Origin of the sequence: Streptomyces sp. NPDC058646 (assembly GCF_042716875.1) — a bacterium.
In the GTDB taxonomy this organism is placed as follows: domain Bacteria; phylum Actinomycetota; class Actinomycetes; order Streptomycetales; family Streptomycetaceae; genus Streptomyces.
Map to the genome: position 1 here is coordinate 15115 of NZ_JBHXRK010000031.1, position 15187 is coordinate 30301.

Annotated in this window: 17 protein-coding genes; 7 read left to right on the forward strand and 10 right to left on the reverse strand. The window is 70.5% G+C overall.

Annotated elements, in window-relative coordinates:
* Positions 1-30: 30 nt before the first annotated feature.
* Entirely contained in the window at positions 31-324 is a 294-nt protein-coding gene (locus tag ACFWUZ_RS30080; RefSeq protein ID WP_384379805.1) for a hypothetical protein, read from the reverse strand.
* Positions 325-879: 555 nt separating this feature from the next.
* On the opposite strand from ACFWUZ_RS30080, the gene ACFWUZ_RS30085 reads away from it, so the two are divergent.
* A complete protein-coding gene (locus tag ACFWUZ_RS30085) occupies positions 880-1470 on the forward strand; it encodes a hypothetical protein (RefSeq protein WP_384379808.1) in 591 nt (196 codons plus the stop codon).
* 582 nt (positions 1471-2052) lie between these two features.
* Here the strand turns inward: ACFWUZ_RS30085 and ACFWUZ_RS30090 are convergent.
* The 3 genes from ACFWUZ_RS30090 to ACFWUZ_RS30100 form a co-directional block, all read right to left on the reverse strand.
* Positions 2053-3162 (reverse strand): mechanosensitive ion channel family protein, encoded by a 1110-nt coding sequence (locus ACFWUZ_RS30090; RefSeq protein ID WP_384379811.1) that lies wholly within the window; start codon positions 3160-3162, stop codon positions 2053-2055.
* A 445-nt stretch (positions 3163-3607) separates the two neighbouring features.
* A complete protein-coding gene (locus ACFWUZ_RS30095) occupies positions 3608-4864 on the reverse strand; it encodes an MFS transporter (RefSeq protein ID WP_384379997.1) in 1257 nt (418 codons plus the stop codon).
* A gap of 17 nt (positions 4865-4881) precedes the next feature.
* Positions 4882-5421, reverse strand: coding sequence for an ArsR/SmtB family transcription factor (locus ACFWUZ_RS30100; RefSeq protein WP_384380000.1), 540 nt, complete (start codon positions 5419-5421; stop codon positions 4882-4884).
* A gap of 490 nt (positions 5422-5911) precedes the next feature.
* On the opposite strand from ACFWUZ_RS30100, the gene ACFWUZ_RS30105 reads away from it, so the two are divergent.
* Entirely contained in the window at positions 5912-6094 is a 183-nt protein-coding gene (locus tag ACFWUZ_RS30105; protein WP_384379814.1) for a hypothetical protein, read from the forward strand.
* 15 nt (positions 6095-6109) lie between these two features.
* Here ACFWUZ_RS30105 and ACFWUZ_RS30110 read toward each other — a convergent pair whose 3' ends face one another.
* Positions 6110-6733 carry a TetR family transcriptional regulator gene (locus ACFWUZ_RS30110; protein ID WP_384379816.1) on the reverse strand — a complete coding sequence of 208 codons (624 nt, stop codon included), beginning with the start codon at positions 6731-6733 and terminating at the stop codon, positions 6110-6112.
* A 99-nt stretch (positions 6734-6832) separates the two neighbouring features.
* On the opposite strand from ACFWUZ_RS30110, the gene ACFWUZ_RS30115 reads away from it, so the two are divergent.
* Positions 6833-7024, forward strand: coding sequence for a hypothetical protein (locus tag ACFWUZ_RS30115; RefSeq protein ID WP_384379819.1), 192 nt, complete (start codon positions 6833-6835; stop codon positions 7022-7024).
* Complete coding sequence (locus ACFWUZ_RS30120; RefSeq protein WP_384379822.1) at positions 7021-7374, forward strand: hypothetical protein; 354 nt, start codon at positions 7021-7023, stop codon at positions 7372-7374. Before ACFWUZ_RS30115 ends, ACFWUZ_RS30120 begins: the two co-directional genes overlap by 4 nt.
* Positions 7375-7441: 67 nt before the next feature.
* Here the strand turns inward: ACFWUZ_RS30120 and ACFWUZ_RS30125 are convergent, their stop codons facing one another.
* The 3 genes from ACFWUZ_RS30125 to ACFWUZ_RS30135 form a co-directional block, all read right to left on the reverse strand.
* Positions 7442-7681, reverse strand: a complete 240-nt coding sequence (locus tag ACFWUZ_RS30125) for a hypothetical protein (RefSeq protein WP_384379825.1) — start codon at positions 7679-7681, stop codon at positions 7442-7444.
* Between the two features lie 886 nt (positions 7682-8567).
* On the reverse strand, positions 8568-9308 hold the full coding sequence (locus ACFWUZ_RS30130; protein ID WP_384379828.1) for a nucleotidyltransferase domain-containing protein: 741 nt from the start codon (positions 9306-9308) through the stop codon (positions 8568-8570).
* Positions 9309-9588: 280 nt separating this feature from the next.
* On the reverse strand, positions 9589-10089 hold the full coding sequence (locus tag ACFWUZ_RS30135) for a hypothetical protein (protein ID WP_384379831.1): 501 nt from the start codon (positions 10087-10089) through the stop codon (positions 9589-9591).
* Between the two features lie 148 nt (positions 10090-10237).
* Between ACFWUZ_RS30135 and ACFWUZ_RS30140 the strand changes: the two genes are divergently transcribed.
* Positions 10238-10711, forward strand: a complete 474-nt coding sequence (locus ACFWUZ_RS30140) for an SPW repeat protein (RefSeq protein ID WP_384379834.1) — start codon at positions 10238-10240, stop codon at positions 10709-10711.
* A 177-nt stretch (positions 10712-10888) separates the two neighbouring features.
* Here the strand turns inward: ACFWUZ_RS30140 and ACFWUZ_RS30145 are convergent, their stop codons facing one another.
* Both ACFWUZ_RS30145 and ACFWUZ_RS30150 read right to left on the reverse strand, forming a co-directional pair.
* The gene (locus ACFWUZ_RS30145) at positions 10889-11284 is read right to left on the reverse strand and encodes an ATP-binding protein (RefSeq protein WP_384379837.1); all 396 of its coding nucleotides are present in this window, start codon (positions 11282-11284) and stop codon (positions 10889-10891) included.
* 675 nt (positions 11285-11959) lie between these two features.
* On the reverse strand, positions 11960-13210 hold the full coding sequence (locus ACFWUZ_RS30150; protein WP_384379840.1) for a PP2C family protein-serine/threonine phosphatase: 1251 nt from the start codon (positions 13208-13210) through the stop codon (positions 11960-11962).
* Positions 13211-14333: 1123 nt separating this feature from the next.
* Between ACFWUZ_RS30150 and ACFWUZ_RS30155 the strand changes: the two genes are divergently transcribed.
* Both ACFWUZ_RS30155 and ACFWUZ_RS30160 read left to right on the forward strand, forming a co-directional pair.
* Positions 14334-14684, forward strand: a complete 351-nt coding sequence (locus ACFWUZ_RS30155) for a MerR family transcriptional regulator (protein WP_384379843.1) — start codon at positions 14334-14336, stop codon at positions 14682-14684.
* Positions 14685-14929: 245 nt separating this feature from the next.
* On the forward strand, positions 14930-15133 hold the full coding sequence (locus ACFWUZ_RS30160; RefSeq protein ID WP_065965692.1) for a cold-shock protein: 204 nt from the start codon (positions 14930-14932) through the stop codon (positions 15131-15133).
* The last annotated feature ends 54 nt before the right edge of the window (positions 15134-15187 follow it).

A 15187-nucleotide genomic window follows, 5' to 3' on the forward strand; every position in this document is an offset into this window, starting at 1 on the left:
CCGCCGGGCTGACGGGAGGGCACCCCCGATTCAGCCGGGACAGCTCCGGGGCAGGCCGGACACGGCGAGCAGCTCCGTGTTGTCCTCGCTCCCAGGGGCGCGGACCAGGAACTGGAGGTCCTCCAGCCGAATCTGCTCGATGTGGCCGCGGGCGAACAGGTCGCTGTACGGCTTCCCGTTCGGCGAACAGAAGCCGTCACCCTCGTTACGGGCCTTCACGGCTGCCGCCGCCTGCTGCCCGGCGGGCTCCGCATGCGGCTTGCCGTAGGGCGACAGGCCGCCCGGTTCGCCCGCGAGGCAGCAGCCGCCGGCGGCCTCGCCCACCCGAACATCGTCAACGTGCACGACTTCGGGCCATGCCGTTGCGAGGGAGCCAGGGCAGGGACGCCCACCCCGCGCGGGTCGAACCGGCCCTGCGGGGGCAGGGCTAGGATGCCTGGGTTCGACCGGGCAGGACATCGGGGGTACGGGGCATGAGCGGTTACGGCAGCGGTGGGTACGGTGACCCGGCGGGCGGTGGCGCCGCGAACCCGCCGCAGGGACACCCCTACGCTCCACCCGTCCCCCCGCAGGGATACCCGTACGCACAGTCCGGTCCGCCGCAGGGCTACCCTCACGCTCCACCGGTCCCCCCGCAGCGATACCCGTACGCACAGTCCGGTCCGCCGCAGGGCTACCCCTACGCGTCCACCTACCCGCCGGTCCCGCCTCCGCGCGCAGAGCCGTCGCGGGCCCGGAACATCCTGCGCGGCCTCTACAACCCCCTGTACGCCGCCCAGCGGACCTTCCGTCCCTCACGCCCCGGGATCGTCCACGACCGGGAGGTCCGCAAGCCAGCTGTGGCGGACCGGGCTGGGACTCCTCGCCTGGGTGGGCCTGATGGTGACCTACAACGCCATCGCGAGCGCGACCGACGTCCAGGGCGTGGCGAGCGAACGCCTCAACCAGAGCTGGTCCAGCGTCCTGGTGCTCGTCTGCACCTTCCCCGTGGTCGTCGGCGCCTTCGTGGCAGCCGCGCGGGACGGGATGCGCCGGGTGTACCTGCGCCGGGCCCTGCGCCCACTCGGCTCGGTACTGGCCATCATGGCGTCCATGGGCACCGCCGCCCTCGCCATGGCGCCGGAGTTGGCGGGCCTGCGGGATGCCGTGGGGCTGCCCGGCAAGATCGCCCTCGTCGTGCTGTGCCTGTGGTCGATCGGCTTCGCCCTCTACGGCATCGGACTGTCGCTGGTGCACGTCTTCCGCACCGCCGACATCCACGAAGTGCTGCCGCCGATGCTCGCCGGCGTACTGGTGTGGGAGATGGCGCTCCTGGACGTGATCACCGGGACCTACGACCAGGTCCCGGCGGGTGCCCGGGCGGTCTTCATCCTCGGCGCCCCCGTCACGGTGACGGCCCTGTCCTGCTGGGAGCTGTACCGGCTGCGACGCCACCACGGACTCACCCTCCGTACGGCTCTGCGACGCTGACACCCTCCCGCCGTCCGCCGTCCGTCCGCGCCGCGTGGACGTTCACGGGGCACGACCCGGATACGCCCCCCACGGGTTCCACCAGCTCAGGCTGCTGCCCGAACCTCTACCAGAAGCGGCCGAGGGGGTGTCCGCACAGTGGGTCGCCCGTCACTCCGTTCGTGGTGCGACGACATGCAAGGACTGATCAGCCTTGACGGTCATCGACCCGCCGCTGGTCGGCGGACGGAACCTGGGACAGGCTCCTGACCCGCGTCCCGCGGTCATGTCGCGGCGGGGGCCAGGTGCCCGCCGGTCTACCGGGGCTTTCGGGCGCAGCGGGATCGTGCGGGTGCGGGTGCGCTCAATGGTGAACTCGTGTCCGTCCGCGGCCAGGCCGGACCTTGCGTCGGGAAGGGCTCCAGCCGGTAGCCGGGGTCGGCCATGCCGCGGACGAGGAACCGATACGCAAGGCCTCGTGATGCGCGCGCCCTGGGACGGACAAGAGCGCAGGGAGACGAGCGCAGCTGACCGGGTCCCTGACTGCGGGGCCACCGCGGCTCCGCCCAGGACAGGACCGGGGCGGCGCCGGGATCCCGGGAGTCAGCGCCGGTACCCCGCATCGGCGGGCACGTCCGCGCCCCCGGCCCCGGACCCCACCCTGTCAGCGTCGGACGGGACAGCGGCGGGGGCGGTGGTGATCCGCGGCAGACCGTACGGGTGCTCCTCCGCGAGCCAGGCCACCAGCGCCTCCCGGACCGCACAGCGCGTCGTCCACAGGTCGTCCGCGTCCTTGGCGGTGACGATGGCCCGCACCGTGATGGTGCTGGGCGTGGTGTCGGTGACGGCCAGGTCCCAGGCCCGGCCGTCCCAGGTCGGGCATCCGCGCAGGACCTCGTACAGCTTTTTGCGCATGAGCTCGACGGGCGCGCTGTGCGCGCAGTGGATGAAGACGGTGCCCGTCATCTGGATGCCGCCGCGGGACCAGTTCTCGAAGGGGCGGGCGGTGAAGTAGGACACCGGCATGGTGAGGCGGCGCTCGTCCCAGGTGCGCACGGCCAGGAAGGTGAGCGTGACCTCCTCGACCACGCCCCACTCGCCGTCCACGACGACGGTGTCACCGATACGGACCATGTCGCCGAAGGCGATCTGGAAGCCCGCGAAAAGGTTGCCGAGCGTGGACTGGGCCGCTATACCGGCCACGATGCCGATGATGCCGGCCGAAGCCAGTACGGATGTGCCCAGGGTGCGGAACGAGGGGAAAGTGAGCAGCATCGCCGCAATGGCCACCACCGCGACGACGGCCGTCACGACCCGCATGATCAGCGTCACCTGGGTGCGTACGCGCCGGAGCCGGGCGGGGTCGCGCGTCCCGGCCGCGTAGCGGGCGTAGCTGGACTCGACGGCGGCGGACGCGATGTGCACGACGAGCCACGCACCCGCGCCGATGAGGACGAGCGACAGGACGTGACCGACACCGGCCTCGCGCTCCTCCAACGGCCGCCAGTCGACTTGTCGGTACGCCCCGCGCAACAGTGCCGCGAACAGCACGATCCGCAGGGCGAGCCGACATCGGCGCAGCAGGTTCCAAAGCGGCGTTTCCGGGTGCCGCGCGTCCATCCGGCGCAGCAGCAGGTGGACCAGCCAGCTCACCGTGAAGGTGAGCAGGGCTGAGCCGGCCAGAACGGACAACAGACGAAGAACGCTGTTCATATCTCCTCGGCAGTGTGGTCGGTAGGCATGACCAGTCGCCCCTGCCCACCCCGCCGCAGCTGACACAACCGACCCCGGCGCGAAGCGAACAGCGCCTGCCCGGAGGCGCCCGGCTGCTCTCCGTAGCGGTGGTGCTGCCGCCCTGCGGGTAGGCCGGCTGCCGGTACGTCGCACTCACTGCCCCGGTCGGCGGTACCCATCCCGGCTGAGGACACTCACCGAGCGACGCGCGACGACGGCCGTAGGACTGCCAAGTGGTTACGGCGGGTGAAGTCACGTAGCCGCTCGGGAGGTGCGGGCCAGGGTGTCTTGGTCGAGTGATTCCCTTGGCCAAGAGGTGCTGCTGGGGCGTGTGGTCTTCACCCGTGGCCGATGGCACCGGGGGTGATCAGGCATGGCCGCAGGGTGCCTGCCTACCCGGTTCGTGACACCTTCCGCGAAAGCGTCACAGCGATTCGGATGCATCCTCCCGCACGGGACCTGGACGGTCCACAGGGGCAGCGCCGCGCAGTGCTGCCTCGACGCGGCGGTTGCTGGTCATGGTCGCAGTGACGGCCGTCATGGTGAGCAGGAGGCCGGCGGCGGCGTAGAGCGGGGTGCGTACGTCGTACGTGGTGGCCAGCCAGCCGCCGAGGAAAGCACCGAACGGAGCGGCGCACATGGCGAGCATCCGGGAGGTGGAGGCCACCCGGCCCATCAGGTGGGCGGGGACGATCGCCTGCCGCAGGGAGGGCCCGAGGACCATCGTGGCGCCCATGCCGGCCCCGCAGACGGCGAGCGCGAGCCCGGCCGCGTACGGGTTCGGTGCGGCGGCAAGCCCCAGGATGGCCAGCCCCTCGATCGTGGCCGTGCAGGTCAGCGCGGTGCCGGTGCCGAGTCGTCGGCCCAGGAAGGAGGCGGTCGCTGCGCCGAGCAGGCCGCCGGTGGCCTCGGCCGTGAGGAGCAGGCCGAAGCCGAAGGTGTCGATGCCGAGACGGTCGTGCGCGAAGAGGGCGAGTACGGTCTCCACGGCGAGGAAGGCGATGTTGCCGACCGCCGGACGGAGCGCCAGTCCGAGCAGCAACCGGTCCCGGAAGACGTAGGCGGCCCCGGCCCGCGCCTGGCGAAGCAGCGACTCCTGGGCCTGCGGCCCGGGCCGGGGCGCGGCGGGCAGCGACCGTACGAGCAGGGCGGAGAGCGCGAACGACACCGCGTCGGCGAGCAGCGGAACGGCCCGTCCGAGCGTGAGCAGTGCACTGCCCGCGGGCGGCCCCGCGAAGCCGGACATGGCGGTCTGGGCGCCGCGCAGTCGGGAGTTGGCGCGCTCCAGCAGCGCGGGGTCGCGGCCGAGCAGGTCCGGCAAGTAGGCCGTAGCGGCGGTGTCGAAGAAGAGTCCACCGAGGCCGAGCAGGAAAGCGACGGCCGCGAGCAGCGCAATGCTCAGCACGTCGAGCGCTGCGGCCGCCGCTGGTATCGCGAGCAGCACCGCACGCGCCGCGTCCGCCACCCACATGGTGCGCCGGCGGTCCCAGCGGTCCACCAGCGCACCGCCGAGCACCCCGAACAGCAGCCACGGCAGCGTCCCGGCGGCGGTGACGACGGCGAGCGCCATCGGATCCCGCGTCAACGTCAGCGCGAGCAGCGGCAGCGCGGCATGCAGGACCCCGTCACCGAGGGAGGACACCGTCTGCGCGGTCCACAGCCGTCCGAATCCGGTCGGCAGCTCCCTTGTCTGTGAGGTCACTTGGCGTCCCCCTCCGCCTGTTGGCGCGGTGCCGGGTGGAACAGCGCGAAGACGAGGGACGCGTCCGGCAGCGACGGATCGGACAGCTCCCGGTACTCGTCCGCCAGTGCCTCCAGCCGCGCCCCCAGCTCCGCGAACTGCTCCTCCGTGAGCCGCAGATGCGCCATCCGTACGTGCCGATCGCTTTCCGCCGGCGCTGCCTCCAGGTCGGCCACCGCATGCCGCATCAGCACATCCGGCCCTCCCTCACCCGGATCCGGCAGCACGATCCCCCGCGCGGCCATGGCGTAGTACCGCTCGGTGACCCCCCGCACCTTCCGCGTCCGCACCACCTTCACCAGGCCGGCCCGCTCCAGCAGCCGCACGTGATAGCTGGAACTCCCCTTGGCAAGGCCCACCCGCTCGGCGATCTGCGTAATCGTCGCGGGCTCGAAGCGGAGCACGGCCATGATCCGGTGACGCGTGAGATTGGAAACGGCTCGTAGCTGTTCGTCAGTGGTGACGTGGAACGTCTCGGGGAGATCATCGGTAGACATGCCCTCAATGGTCAACACTTCTTGACCATTGTGCAAGGGGGATTCGGGGCGCGGGCAGCCCGTGCCGATCTGGCGTGCGGGGGTAGTGCCCGACGCCCGGATGTGCTCTGGGGGCAGCAGTACGCCGGGCCGCGCCAACACCCGCCCCGTGGACGGCCTGTACGCGCGCGGTGCCACCGTGGTGGGCCTGCACTGCTCCACGGGCTGGCGGTCACCGCGCGCGTGGCCGTGACCCTGGAGGCCGGCCCGTCCTGGGACCGGATGGTCGCCGCCGTCGCGGCCCTCGGCGCGTGTGCCTCGGATCGGCCTCCCGCCTTCTGACCAACCGTCAGTCGCCGTACCGGCCGAAGTGAAAGTCTTCTATGCGGGCCCGGTACCGTCCCCGCCACAGGGGGGTGTGTCGCTACGCGGGCCGTGTCAGGGTGCATGGGACCCGCAGCCCGGGGCACAGGGTGGGTAAAGACGGTCCTTCGCTCAGGAGGTGGTGGCGGTGCGCGGTACGAAGGTGCTGGATTCCTTTCCCGCCGGTGACCCGTACGGGAGTTGGCCCGCCGAGGAGTACGCGGCCCGGTGCCGGGAACGGGGTCAACGGGCGACCGTCGTGATGGACCTGGACCGTGACGCCTTCCTCGTCGTGGCGCCCGAGACGGACGTGGTGCGACAGGCCGCGTAGCGGCGCTCCGCCCGGTCAGGACGGCCAGTTCACGCGCCCGAGATGGATCAGGCGGAGCTGGGCACGGGCCGTCCCGGTGGTGGCCGACCAGTCCTCCCCCCGGAGCGAGGCGGCCAGGAACGCCGAGGCCGTCATGAACATGTGATCCACCTGCAGCCGGGAAAGCATCGTCACGTCGTCGGCCTCCCAGCCCGCACTGACGGGATCGGCAGCGAGCGCAACGCCTATCTCCTCGGCAAGGACGTCGAGTTGCCCTGCGATCGCCTCGCGCACCGCGGCCACCCCGCCGTGGCGCTCGCGAACCAGGAATCGGACGTGCGCGGGTCGGCTGCGTACCAGTTCGGCGACGAGTTCCACCGCCGCGTCGCCGCGCTGGGCGGCATCTTCGGTCGCCGCAAGGATGCTCCGCACCGTCTCCTGCAGACTGGCCAGCGCCTCCTCGACCAGCGCGGTCCCCAACTCGTCCATGCCCCGGAAGTGCCGGTAGAAGGCGGTGGGGGCGATTCCAGCGGCCCGGGTCACCTCCCTGAGGCCGAGGCTGCCGAGGCTGCGCTCCTCCAACTCCGCCAAGGCCGCGTCGAGGAGGGCGCGTCGGGTACGGCGGCGCTGGGTCTCACGAAAGCCGGGGTGCGAAGTCATGGCGCAAAGTCAACCGCGTCACACCTGTACGCCGCCAGCATGAGGCAAACTGAACTGGGTAGTCAGTGAACAACTGTTACCTGAATGGAAGGACGTCTCATGCTCTTCCTCGTAGGTGCGTTGCTGGTGCTCGGCGTCGTCCTCGGTGCCGTGGCCCACCTTCCCGTACCCGTCAGTGTGGTCGCCGGTCTCGCCATCGCCCTCTGGCTCGCCCTCTTCGCCGCACGCGAGCGCGTCTCGGGCCACCGCCGGGCCGGACACCTCGACCACGAACGGGGAGGACTGCGATGACCCCGCAGACCGGTTCGCGCAACCCGGCCCGGACCCCTGCCCACACCCCGGCCCACACCCCGGCCAGTGCCGGAGCCAGTGCCGGAGCCAGTGCCGGAGCCCTGCCCCCGGCCCGCACCCGTGACGCCGACGCCATGGCCGTCACCGCGTTCGTCCTCGGCCTGGTGGGGCTGCTCGTGATGAACCTGTTCCTCGGTCCGACCGCCGTCGTTCTCGGCGCCCTCGCCCTGCGGCGGAACACGACCAGGCCCGGCCGGGCCCGCTTGGGCATCGCCCTCGGCCTTGCCGACCTGGTGGTCCTCGCCTGCCTCGTCACCGCGGACGGGACGTGGTCGTGGAGCCTGACCTGATCGCCCCGTCCCCGTCCCCGCTCTCAGCCGACGTCGAACTGTGTGCCGACGTCCAGAGCCTGTTCTTTCAGAGGCGCCGGCGACTGGTGCGTTCCGCGGCGGCATGCCACCGGCCGGGCGGAGACACACCGATCACCTTGGCGTTGGTCTGGCCGGGGTGAAGCCCGAGCCGCGGCAGCGCGTCGGCGTGGACGCGTATGCCGAACCGGGCCGCGCCAGGGGCCGTCAGGGCCGACACCGCAGGCCGGATCGTGTGGATCTCGCCCGGGTCGAGGGGCGTCCAGTCGGCGCCGCGTCGCGCAGTCAAGCGCGGACGGCCGCCATCGGGGGAGGCGGCCCGGCAGATTCTCGTAGGCCACGATGTCGATCCAGGCAGCGTGGGGCGTGTCCATGGCCTCCAGGGCGCCTGGCACGCGTACGCGGCGAGCACCTCGGACTTGCCCGCCCGCCCGCCCGCCCGCCCGTCGCTCGGCCGGCCCCCTTTGCGGGGGCGCAGCCTTGCGGGCCGCGGACCGAACTCTTGGGCGCCCAGTGCGCGTACCGATCAGCGCAAGGCCGAACGTGGTGCCGACCTCCGCAACGATGGCAACATCGCGGAAGTCGGACTGGCTGTGCAGTCGGACGGATGCCGTGCTGTCGGCTTTACTCCTTCCCCTTCCGCCACGGGAGCCGAGCCCCGCTCCAGGTGAGCGGCGAACCAGGTCGCCGCCTCGTGCCGGGGACTGCTGGGTCTGGGTCCACAGGGCCGTCGAATGTTCCCTCGCATGGTTGCGAATCGCCCGTACGGCCTTCGCGTCACCGGGGAGCGCCCGGCGTACGGCAAGGCCGTCGTGGAGGCCGGCGGAAAGGGATGCCGGACACGTCCCCTGGCCCTTCCACCCCAGGCCGCGTCCGGTGGGGGTCCGACGAGCAGGGCAATGCCGCCTACTTCCTGACGCTGAACCGGATCCCGGCGACTGGCGCGTCGCCGTCCAGGACTGATGCGGCAGCTGCTTCGGAACCGTCGGCCCCCTTCACCGACTCTCTCCTGCACCGCGCCGACCGCCCACCGTTCGTCGACCGTCACCCGTGCGTATGGCATGAAAGAGACCGGGGCCCGGATGCGGGACGTCACCGTCGGAACCCCTCCGAAGCCGACTCCGCAGCAGGGCTGACCGGATCCGGCGGCACTCAAGCGCCCCGTGACGCATCCGTCAGCCCCGCGCGGCAACCGAGTCGATGGTGCCGTGCCAGGTCCTGCGGTATCCCTCGCGGAGAGGGCCGCCGACGAGGTCGAGCACCTGCGACGCTGCGTTGACCAGTGCTGCGGGGTCGCCTGACCCGCACAAGCGGTGGTGTCCTTCGAGAAGGGCGGCTCCGCGCTGAGGGTCGGCTTCCAGCAGGCGGCGGGGCAGCCATTTCCCGCCGCCGATCCACGCGTGATGGTGATCGCAGAGCAGATCGGCGGCGGCATTGACCACGTACCCGGCCACGGCCAGACGCTCGATGGGGTCACTCGCGTCAGCGAGGTCGTCCAGTGCGTCCGTCAGACCGTACCGCTTTGTATCGACGGTCTCCCGTGCCAGCGCAGGCGGACCTGCACGAAGGTCCGCCTCGGCCAGGGCGCGAGCGCGCCCGGCCTCGCCATGGAAATCGACCAGGACGAGACCGGAGGCATACATGTTCTGAAGGACCGCGCGCCGTGCGGCGACATCGGCAGCGAAGAGCTCCAGCAGACCGGTACGGGTGTGGACGAAGAGTTCGACGACACGTTCCTCGAACCGGATCGTCTCCCGGCAGGTTATGCCGCCGTCCTCGATGAGCACCGCGATGTCCAGGTCACTGCTGGCGGTGACTCGTCCGGTAGCTGTGGAGCCGGCGAGAACCACGGAGAGGGCATCGGGAAATCGGCTGCGGACGAGACGTTGCGCCTGGTCGATGGGGTCTGCACGCATGAGGGGCAGAGTGCCAGGATCCTTGATCAGAGGCGAGTCGATTCCGCACGGCGCGGTCTGACGTCATCGGATGGTGTGGAGGCGGGCTGCTGAATCGGTCGAGCGGTCCCGATCTCGAGGTCGGCCGAGCGGAGTGCGTGCGGCATGACGCGGGCCGTGTCCGCGATGGCGAACGCGTCGCGGGCCTGGGGACGGCAGCGATCCCAGCCAGCAGCTTGGCGACATCTACGCGGCTTGCCTGCGACGGTCGGGGAGGCGGGGCGCTGAGACTCTCGCCTTGTCACCCACCGTCGACATCCGCACCGGCCGTGTGCAGGCACCTGCTGCTGGGCGTAGGCGCAGGGGTAGGCGTGACGCGGCTCAGGCGGTGCAGGAGGTTGCGCGTGCTGTGCCCGGCCGTGGTGTCGTGCCAGGTGAGGTGGGGGTGGCGGAACCGCAGGTGGGAGAGGACGCGGGTGTTCAGGCGTGGCCTGCTGGAGTGGTAAGGCTCGTCGATGTCGACGGCGGTGATCACGCCTTCCGCGCATGCGGTGCAGGTCCGGTAGGAGATCTGTCCGACGACCTTGCGGACGTGGACCAGGAGCAGGCACTCCTCGGTTACGTCCCCGGCGCCGGGGACGTAAGGGGACAGGATGTCGATGTCGCGCTGGGCGCGGATCCTGCGCTGCAGCCGTGCGCGGAAACCTGCGCGTCGTCCCCGCCTGGCCTCGAACGAAGGATCCGCGGGGGAGTGTGCGGGCCGTGTGAACGGGTTCTTGGGACGTGAGAGGACTTCGGACATGGCACTCCCGTGCCCGCCTGGCTGTTCCGGACTCGGGTCTTGACCGTTTCGACACGCAACCCCGCCATATTTGTCTATCTTTCCATCGATTTATGTCGGCTTTATGGGTAGGTGTTGGGCGGTAACCACTCCTCTTCTGGAGGTCATCATGGCGTCAACCCACCGCGCTCCGATCGAAGAGCACCCGGACCTGATGGAGCTGCGCGCCCGGCACGACCGCGCAGCCGCGACCCCGCGTGCACAGATGGTCGAGGCTCTGGCCCTGCTGACCGGTCTCTACCTCGCCGCGTCGCCGTGGATCGCCGGCTTCAACGGCTTCACCACCCTGGCTGTCACCAACCTGATCGCCGGCATCGCCTACATGCTCCTGCTCGGCGGGCTCGGCAATTCCTACGAGCGCACTCACTCGATGGCCTGGGCGGCGGCGGCCATCGGCATCTGGACCTGCGTAGCGCCCTGGGTCGTCGCCGGGGACGTCGCCCACACCCGGTCGATCACCAGCAACCTCATCACCGGTGTCATCGCGACCGTCCTCGCCCTCGCGGCCGCCTCGGCCGCCCGCGACACCGATACCAACCGCCACGGCCCCGGCACACGCCGACCCATGTCTGGCAGCCACTGATCTCCCGCGCAGCTGCTCGACGCGAGCTGCGCGGCTGAGGGCTCCCGGTGCCGTCGAAACAGACGGCTGCGGGAGCTTTCTCGGGGAGGCACCCTGTCCGGGCGGGTTCGTTCCGCGCGGGCAGAGCGCCCTGGTGACGCCTTGTGCTCCCCGAGAGACGACGCCAAGCCGCGGGTGCTACCAGGGGCTGTGGGCGCAGATGGTCTTGCCGCCGCCGGGGGCGGGTTCGATGCGGACGCGGGTGGTGAGGTGGTTGATCAGCAGCCATCCCCATCCGCCGGTTCCGTCGGTGTGAGGTCGGCGTGGCCGGGGCGGGTGGGGGCTGGTGTCGGTGACGCAGATTTCGAGGTGATCCCTGTGCAGTTCCAGGTGCAGGGTGCAGGGCCCGTCGGTGTGCCGGATCGCGTTGGTGACGAGTTCGGCCACGACCAGGAGGACGCCGTCGGCGTTCTCGGGCCGGGCAGGGGGCCTGACCTGGGTGGCTCGGTGGAGGAAGCCGCGGGTGGCGTCGCGGGCTGCTGTTGCGGGGTGGCCGGTGCGGGGCACAGGCTGGTTGAGGGCGGTTGTGGCCATTGCGCCTCCTTCCGGTGGTGGACTTGTCAGGCGCCTGCCCCCTTGGCGCCCGCTTGCCCCCTCTGAGGCCGAAAACTTTGTGTTGTCCCGGTATGCCGGCTTTGTTCGTGAGTGCGCTGGGCCGGGGTGGCTGCGGCGGTTCGGCGCAGCCGGTACGGAGGCGGGTGAGGGTGGTTGCTGGGCGGGCACCGGTACCGGCACATTGTGGCGGTCTCTGTCAGGAGTCCCCATGTCTGAACGCCACACCGTCCTGCGCAGCATGCACGATGGGGGCCTGGCCGCATGGTGCGGAGGGTCGTTGATGGGCGTGGTCGGCCTCAACGGCGAGGTCAAGGGCACAGTGCCAGCTGGCGTGACAACGCCCGGATCGCCAGCTTCGGCTGGGCGAAGTGGACTCCCGCCAATGCCGCGGCGATCGGCGCCCATCGCGTCGGCACCAGCGGCCTGCTCGCCGTGAACGCGTCCCGGGTCGCGACCCAGCAGGGGGTAGCCGCCTCGACCCTGACGGCGGCCTGCTGATCCTGGGTGCGCTGCACGGAGAGCAGCGGCGTCCGGCCGAACGGGCGCGGGGCATGTGGCAGCGTGCGCGCGACCTGTCGCCGCACATGCCGTCCGGCGACCACTGGCACCACCAAGGCGACTGAGGGCAGCTCTCCTGCGCTCCCCCCGACCGGGTCATCGTCCGGGAGCGGGTGGTCCTGTCCTTGAGGGTTGTGAGGCGTCGGTGAGGTCGGCGCCGTGGGCAGCGTCGCGCTGGGAGTTGTGGGCGCCGTGCCAGTCCAGGCACATGACGGTTGCGTCGTCGTCGAGGTGGCCGTCGCCGGCGTCGACGATCGCCTTGATGAGGGTGCGGGCGGCTTCGCGGGGGTGCAGTGCGCGGGTGCGGATGATCAGGTCCTGCAGGTCGAGGTACTCGGCGTTGCGCTCGAGCATGCCGTCGGTCAGCATGACCAGCCGATCACCCGGGCGCAGGTCCAGCGTCTGCACGCGGTAGGTGTTGGCCTGCGGTGCGCGGGCATTGAGGCCGAAGGGGAGATCGACGGTCGGAACGATCTCCTGGACTTCTCCGTCCCGCATGCGCAGTGGCCAGGGGTGCCCGGCGTTGACGAACTCCGTCTTGCCGTCGATCAGGCTGATGCGCAGCAGCTGGCCGGTGACGTAGCCGGTGCGGCCGTGAACGCGCATGGCCCGGTCGGCTTGGTGGGCCTGTTCGGCGAGGTCGGCACCCTCTCTCCGGGCCCGTCGCAGGGCGCCCACCACCAGGGTGGCGAGCAGTGCGGCATCGACGTCGTGGCCCATGGCGTCGGTGACCGACAGCTGGACCGTGTCCCGGTCGATCACATAGTCGAAGGTGTCGCCCCCGACGTGGTCGGCGGGTTCCAGTGCCCCGGCGACCGCGAACTGTGCCGCCTCGCACGCGAGCGACGCCGGAAGCAGCCGGTGCTGGATCTCCGCGGCCAAACTCAGCGGCTTGGTACGCCGGCCCCACTGGTACACGTCGGTGTGGGACCGGTTCGCGATGACGATGTACGCCAGCGCGTGCGCGGTCTCGCCGATCTCCCGCATCGCCTCCGCGCCCGGCGCCGCGGGCAGGAACAGTTCGAGGAGTCCGATGGCGTCCCCGCGGTTGGTCACCGGGGCGACGACGCGCACCAGCCGGCTCTCGCCGCGGTGCTCCACCTGGGGCTGTTGGCTGCGGATCACGTCGTCGTAGAGAGTGCCGCGCAGCGGGATCCGCCGGGCCGGCTCGCCGGTCTCGACGCTGTCCGCCGCCCCCAGCCGTACGACCGAGCTACCGGTGAAGTCGGTGATCAGGAACGACACCGACGCCGCCCCGAGGTGTTCCTTGAGCATGCGGGCGACCACGTCGAGCGACTCCACGGGCGCCGCGGCCTCCGCCGCCTCCAGCGCTCCCGCCAACGTCATCGCCCTACCCCCGTAGCTTCCGCCCGCGGGCGGGCGAGGCTTCCGCCCGTCGTCTGGCTCTCCTGCGGTCACAGGCTCCCCTTGCTGCTCGATGCCGCCCGCACCGGGACCTTCGACGCCGATGTGCGAAGGTCCGCCGCCGAGGGGCGGTGCCGGACACGCCCATTGCACCATGAGGATCTGAGGCCCCGCAGGTTTCCGCCGACCGTTGGCCCCTCTGCGGTCATGCGCGGATGGGCTGCCGGGCGTGGGCTCAGTCGGCCCGGTTGGACACCACCCCCGCCCCTGTTGATTACCTCAAAGCCCGACGCCTGAAAATCTATGACGGCCGGAGTAGACATTGGGTGGCGATCTAGGTATGGTTTCTCTCGTAGCCCAGAGAGACCGAAGGGCCCGGCAGAGACGAACTGCCGGGCAGCAGTATCCGCAGTACAGGTAGTTGCAGTCAGCAGGACGGTGCGGTGGTGGAGTTCCGGAGCCAGGGTTGTTGCAGGACGGCGACGGGGCTGACGACCGGACCGGGTGGCCCGCAGTGATCAGGGGCCGCCACCAGCAGTACCGCAGTTCAACGCAGTGGAAGTACCCGCAGTAAGTGCAGTACCCAGCAGTGAAGTCAGTGAGCAGCACCCTCGGTGAAGGCGTCGGCTGCGGGCGCGCGCACCGGGAAGTTCGGCAGTGGGGTTCTAGGCCAGAGCAGATGCAGGATGGGCAACGGGGCTGGCTGCCGAAGCGTGGCGCTTGGTCAGGCCGCGCGTAGGAAAAGCAGTACCGAGCAGTACGCAGTACCAGCAGTACCGAGTGGAGCAGTACCCGCAGTTCGCAGTATCAGCAGTGCAGCAGTTCCTGCAGGTAAGTAGTTGATCACCAGAGGGAAGAACGGAGGGGTTGAGGCGCCATCAGGATCGCCCGGACGCCACGCGAGTCCGGGTACCGCAGGACATCGATAGTGAGGTGGTCTCCGGTCAAGCACCGCGATCCCCGCACCACTCGTCCCCGTTCGGACGGGTAGCGGAAACAGAAGGCCGGCGCAGTTACCAGGGCCGGCAGATGGTGTAGCAGTTCCTTCGGGGCCCTGGTGCCATAGGCACCAGGGCCCCTCCACGCGTTCCACGAAAGAGGTGCGATGACAGCAGAAAGCCCCGCCGGGCCGCTTGGCGGCCACCTGGACGACGACAACTTCCCCGCCTACACCATGGGCCGGGCCGCCGACATGCTCGGGACCACCCAGGGCTTTCTCCGTGCGATCGGCGAAGCGCGCCTGATCACTCCGCTCCGCTCCGCGGGTGGTCACCGGCGTTACTCCCGCTACCAGCTGCGGATCGCCGCCCGTGCCCGCGAGCTCGTCGACCAGGGCACCCCGATCGAGGCTGCCTGCCGCATCGTCATCCTCGAAGACCAGCTGGAAGAAGCCCAGCGGATGAACGCCGAGTACCGCCGTGCCACCGGTTCGGCGAACCCGTCGGCCGCGGCTTGAAACCATGCCCGCGTCCGCCGAGCCGGCGGGCCCGGGACCGTAGTGAGAGTGCGCGTACGAACCCGTTCCCTCTGGTGACACGGCGTGGGGACGTGTAACGTCTGGGTCAGCTGTCGTGGTTCGGAAGTTCCCTTACCCACGCCTTCGGCGTGGGTGTTTTGCTGTGCTGTGCCGCAGGAACCAGGGCGATCACCTCCGCCTGTCGCAGGTTGCGGGAGGCGTTCATCGACTGGAAGGCATGAGACATGGCTACGGGAACTGTGAAGTGGTTCAACGCTGAAAAGGGCTTCGGCTTCATCGCCCAGGACGGCGGCGGCCCGGACGTCTTCGCCCACTACTCCGCGATCAACTCCTCGGGCTTCCGCGAGCTCCAGGAAGGCCAGGCCGTGACGTTCGACGTCACCCAGGGCCAGAAGGGCCCCCAGGCCGAGAACATCAACCTGGCCTGATCTGTTCGCCGTCCGACAGGCGCCCCATCGGTCCGGCTTCCCGGCCAGACGATA

Bases quoted from the DNA above. Each gene is read 5' to 3' on its own strand.
- ACFWUZ_RS30085 (WP_384379808.1), top strand. From the start codon at position 880: ATGGTGACCTACAACGCCATCGCGAGCGCGACCGACGTCCAGGGCGTG.
- ACFWUZ_RS30090 (WP_384379811.1), bottom strand. From the start codon at position 3,162: ATGAACAGCGTTCTTCGTCTGTTGTCCGTTCTGGCCGGCTCAGCCCTG.
- ACFWUZ_RS30100 (WP_384380000.1), bottom strand. From the start codon at position 5,421: ATGTCTACCGATGATCTCCCCGAGACGTTCCACGTCACCACTGACGAA.
- ACFWUZ_RS30110 (WP_384379816.1), bottom strand. From the start codon at position 6,733: ATGACTTCGCACCCCGGCTTTCGTGAGACCCAGCGCCGCCGTACCCGA.
- ACFWUZ_RS30115 (WP_384379819.1), top strand. From the start codon at position 6,833: ATGCTCTTCCTCGTAGGTGCGTTGCTGGTGCTCGGCGTCGTCCTCGGT.
- ACFWUZ_RS30120 (WP_384379822.1), top strand. From the start codon at position 7,021: ATGACCCCGCAGACCGGTTCGCGCAACCCGGCCCGGACCCCTGCCCAC.
- ACFWUZ_RS30130 (WP_384379828.1), bottom strand. From the start codon at position 9,308: ATGCGTGCAGACCCCATCGACCAGGCGCAACGTCTCGTCCGCAGCCGA.
- ACFWUZ_RS30135 (WP_384379831.1), bottom strand. From the start codon at position 10,089: ATGTCCGAAGTCCTCTCACGTCCCAAGAACCCGTTCACACGGCCCGCA.
- ACFWUZ_RS30140 (WP_384379834.1), top strand. From the start codon at position 10,238: ATGGCGTCAACCCACCGCGCTCCGATCGAAGAGCACCCGGACCTGATG.
- ACFWUZ_RS30145 (WP_384379837.1), bottom strand. From the start codon at position 11,284: ATGGCCACAACCGCCCTCAACCAGCCTGTGCCCCGCACCGGCCACCCC.
- ACFWUZ_RS30150 (WP_384379840.1), bottom strand. From the start codon at position 13,210: ATGACGTTGGCGGGAGCGCTGGAGGCGGCGGAGGCCGCGGCGCCCGTG.
- ACFWUZ_RS30155 (WP_384379843.1), top strand. From the start codon at position 14,334: ATGACAGCAGAAAGCCCCGCCGGGCCGCTTGGCGGCCACCTGGACGAC.
- ACFWUZ_RS30160 (WP_065965692.1), top strand. From the start codon at position 14,930: ATGGCTACGGGAACTGTGAAGTGGTTCAACGCTGAAAAGGGCTTCGGC.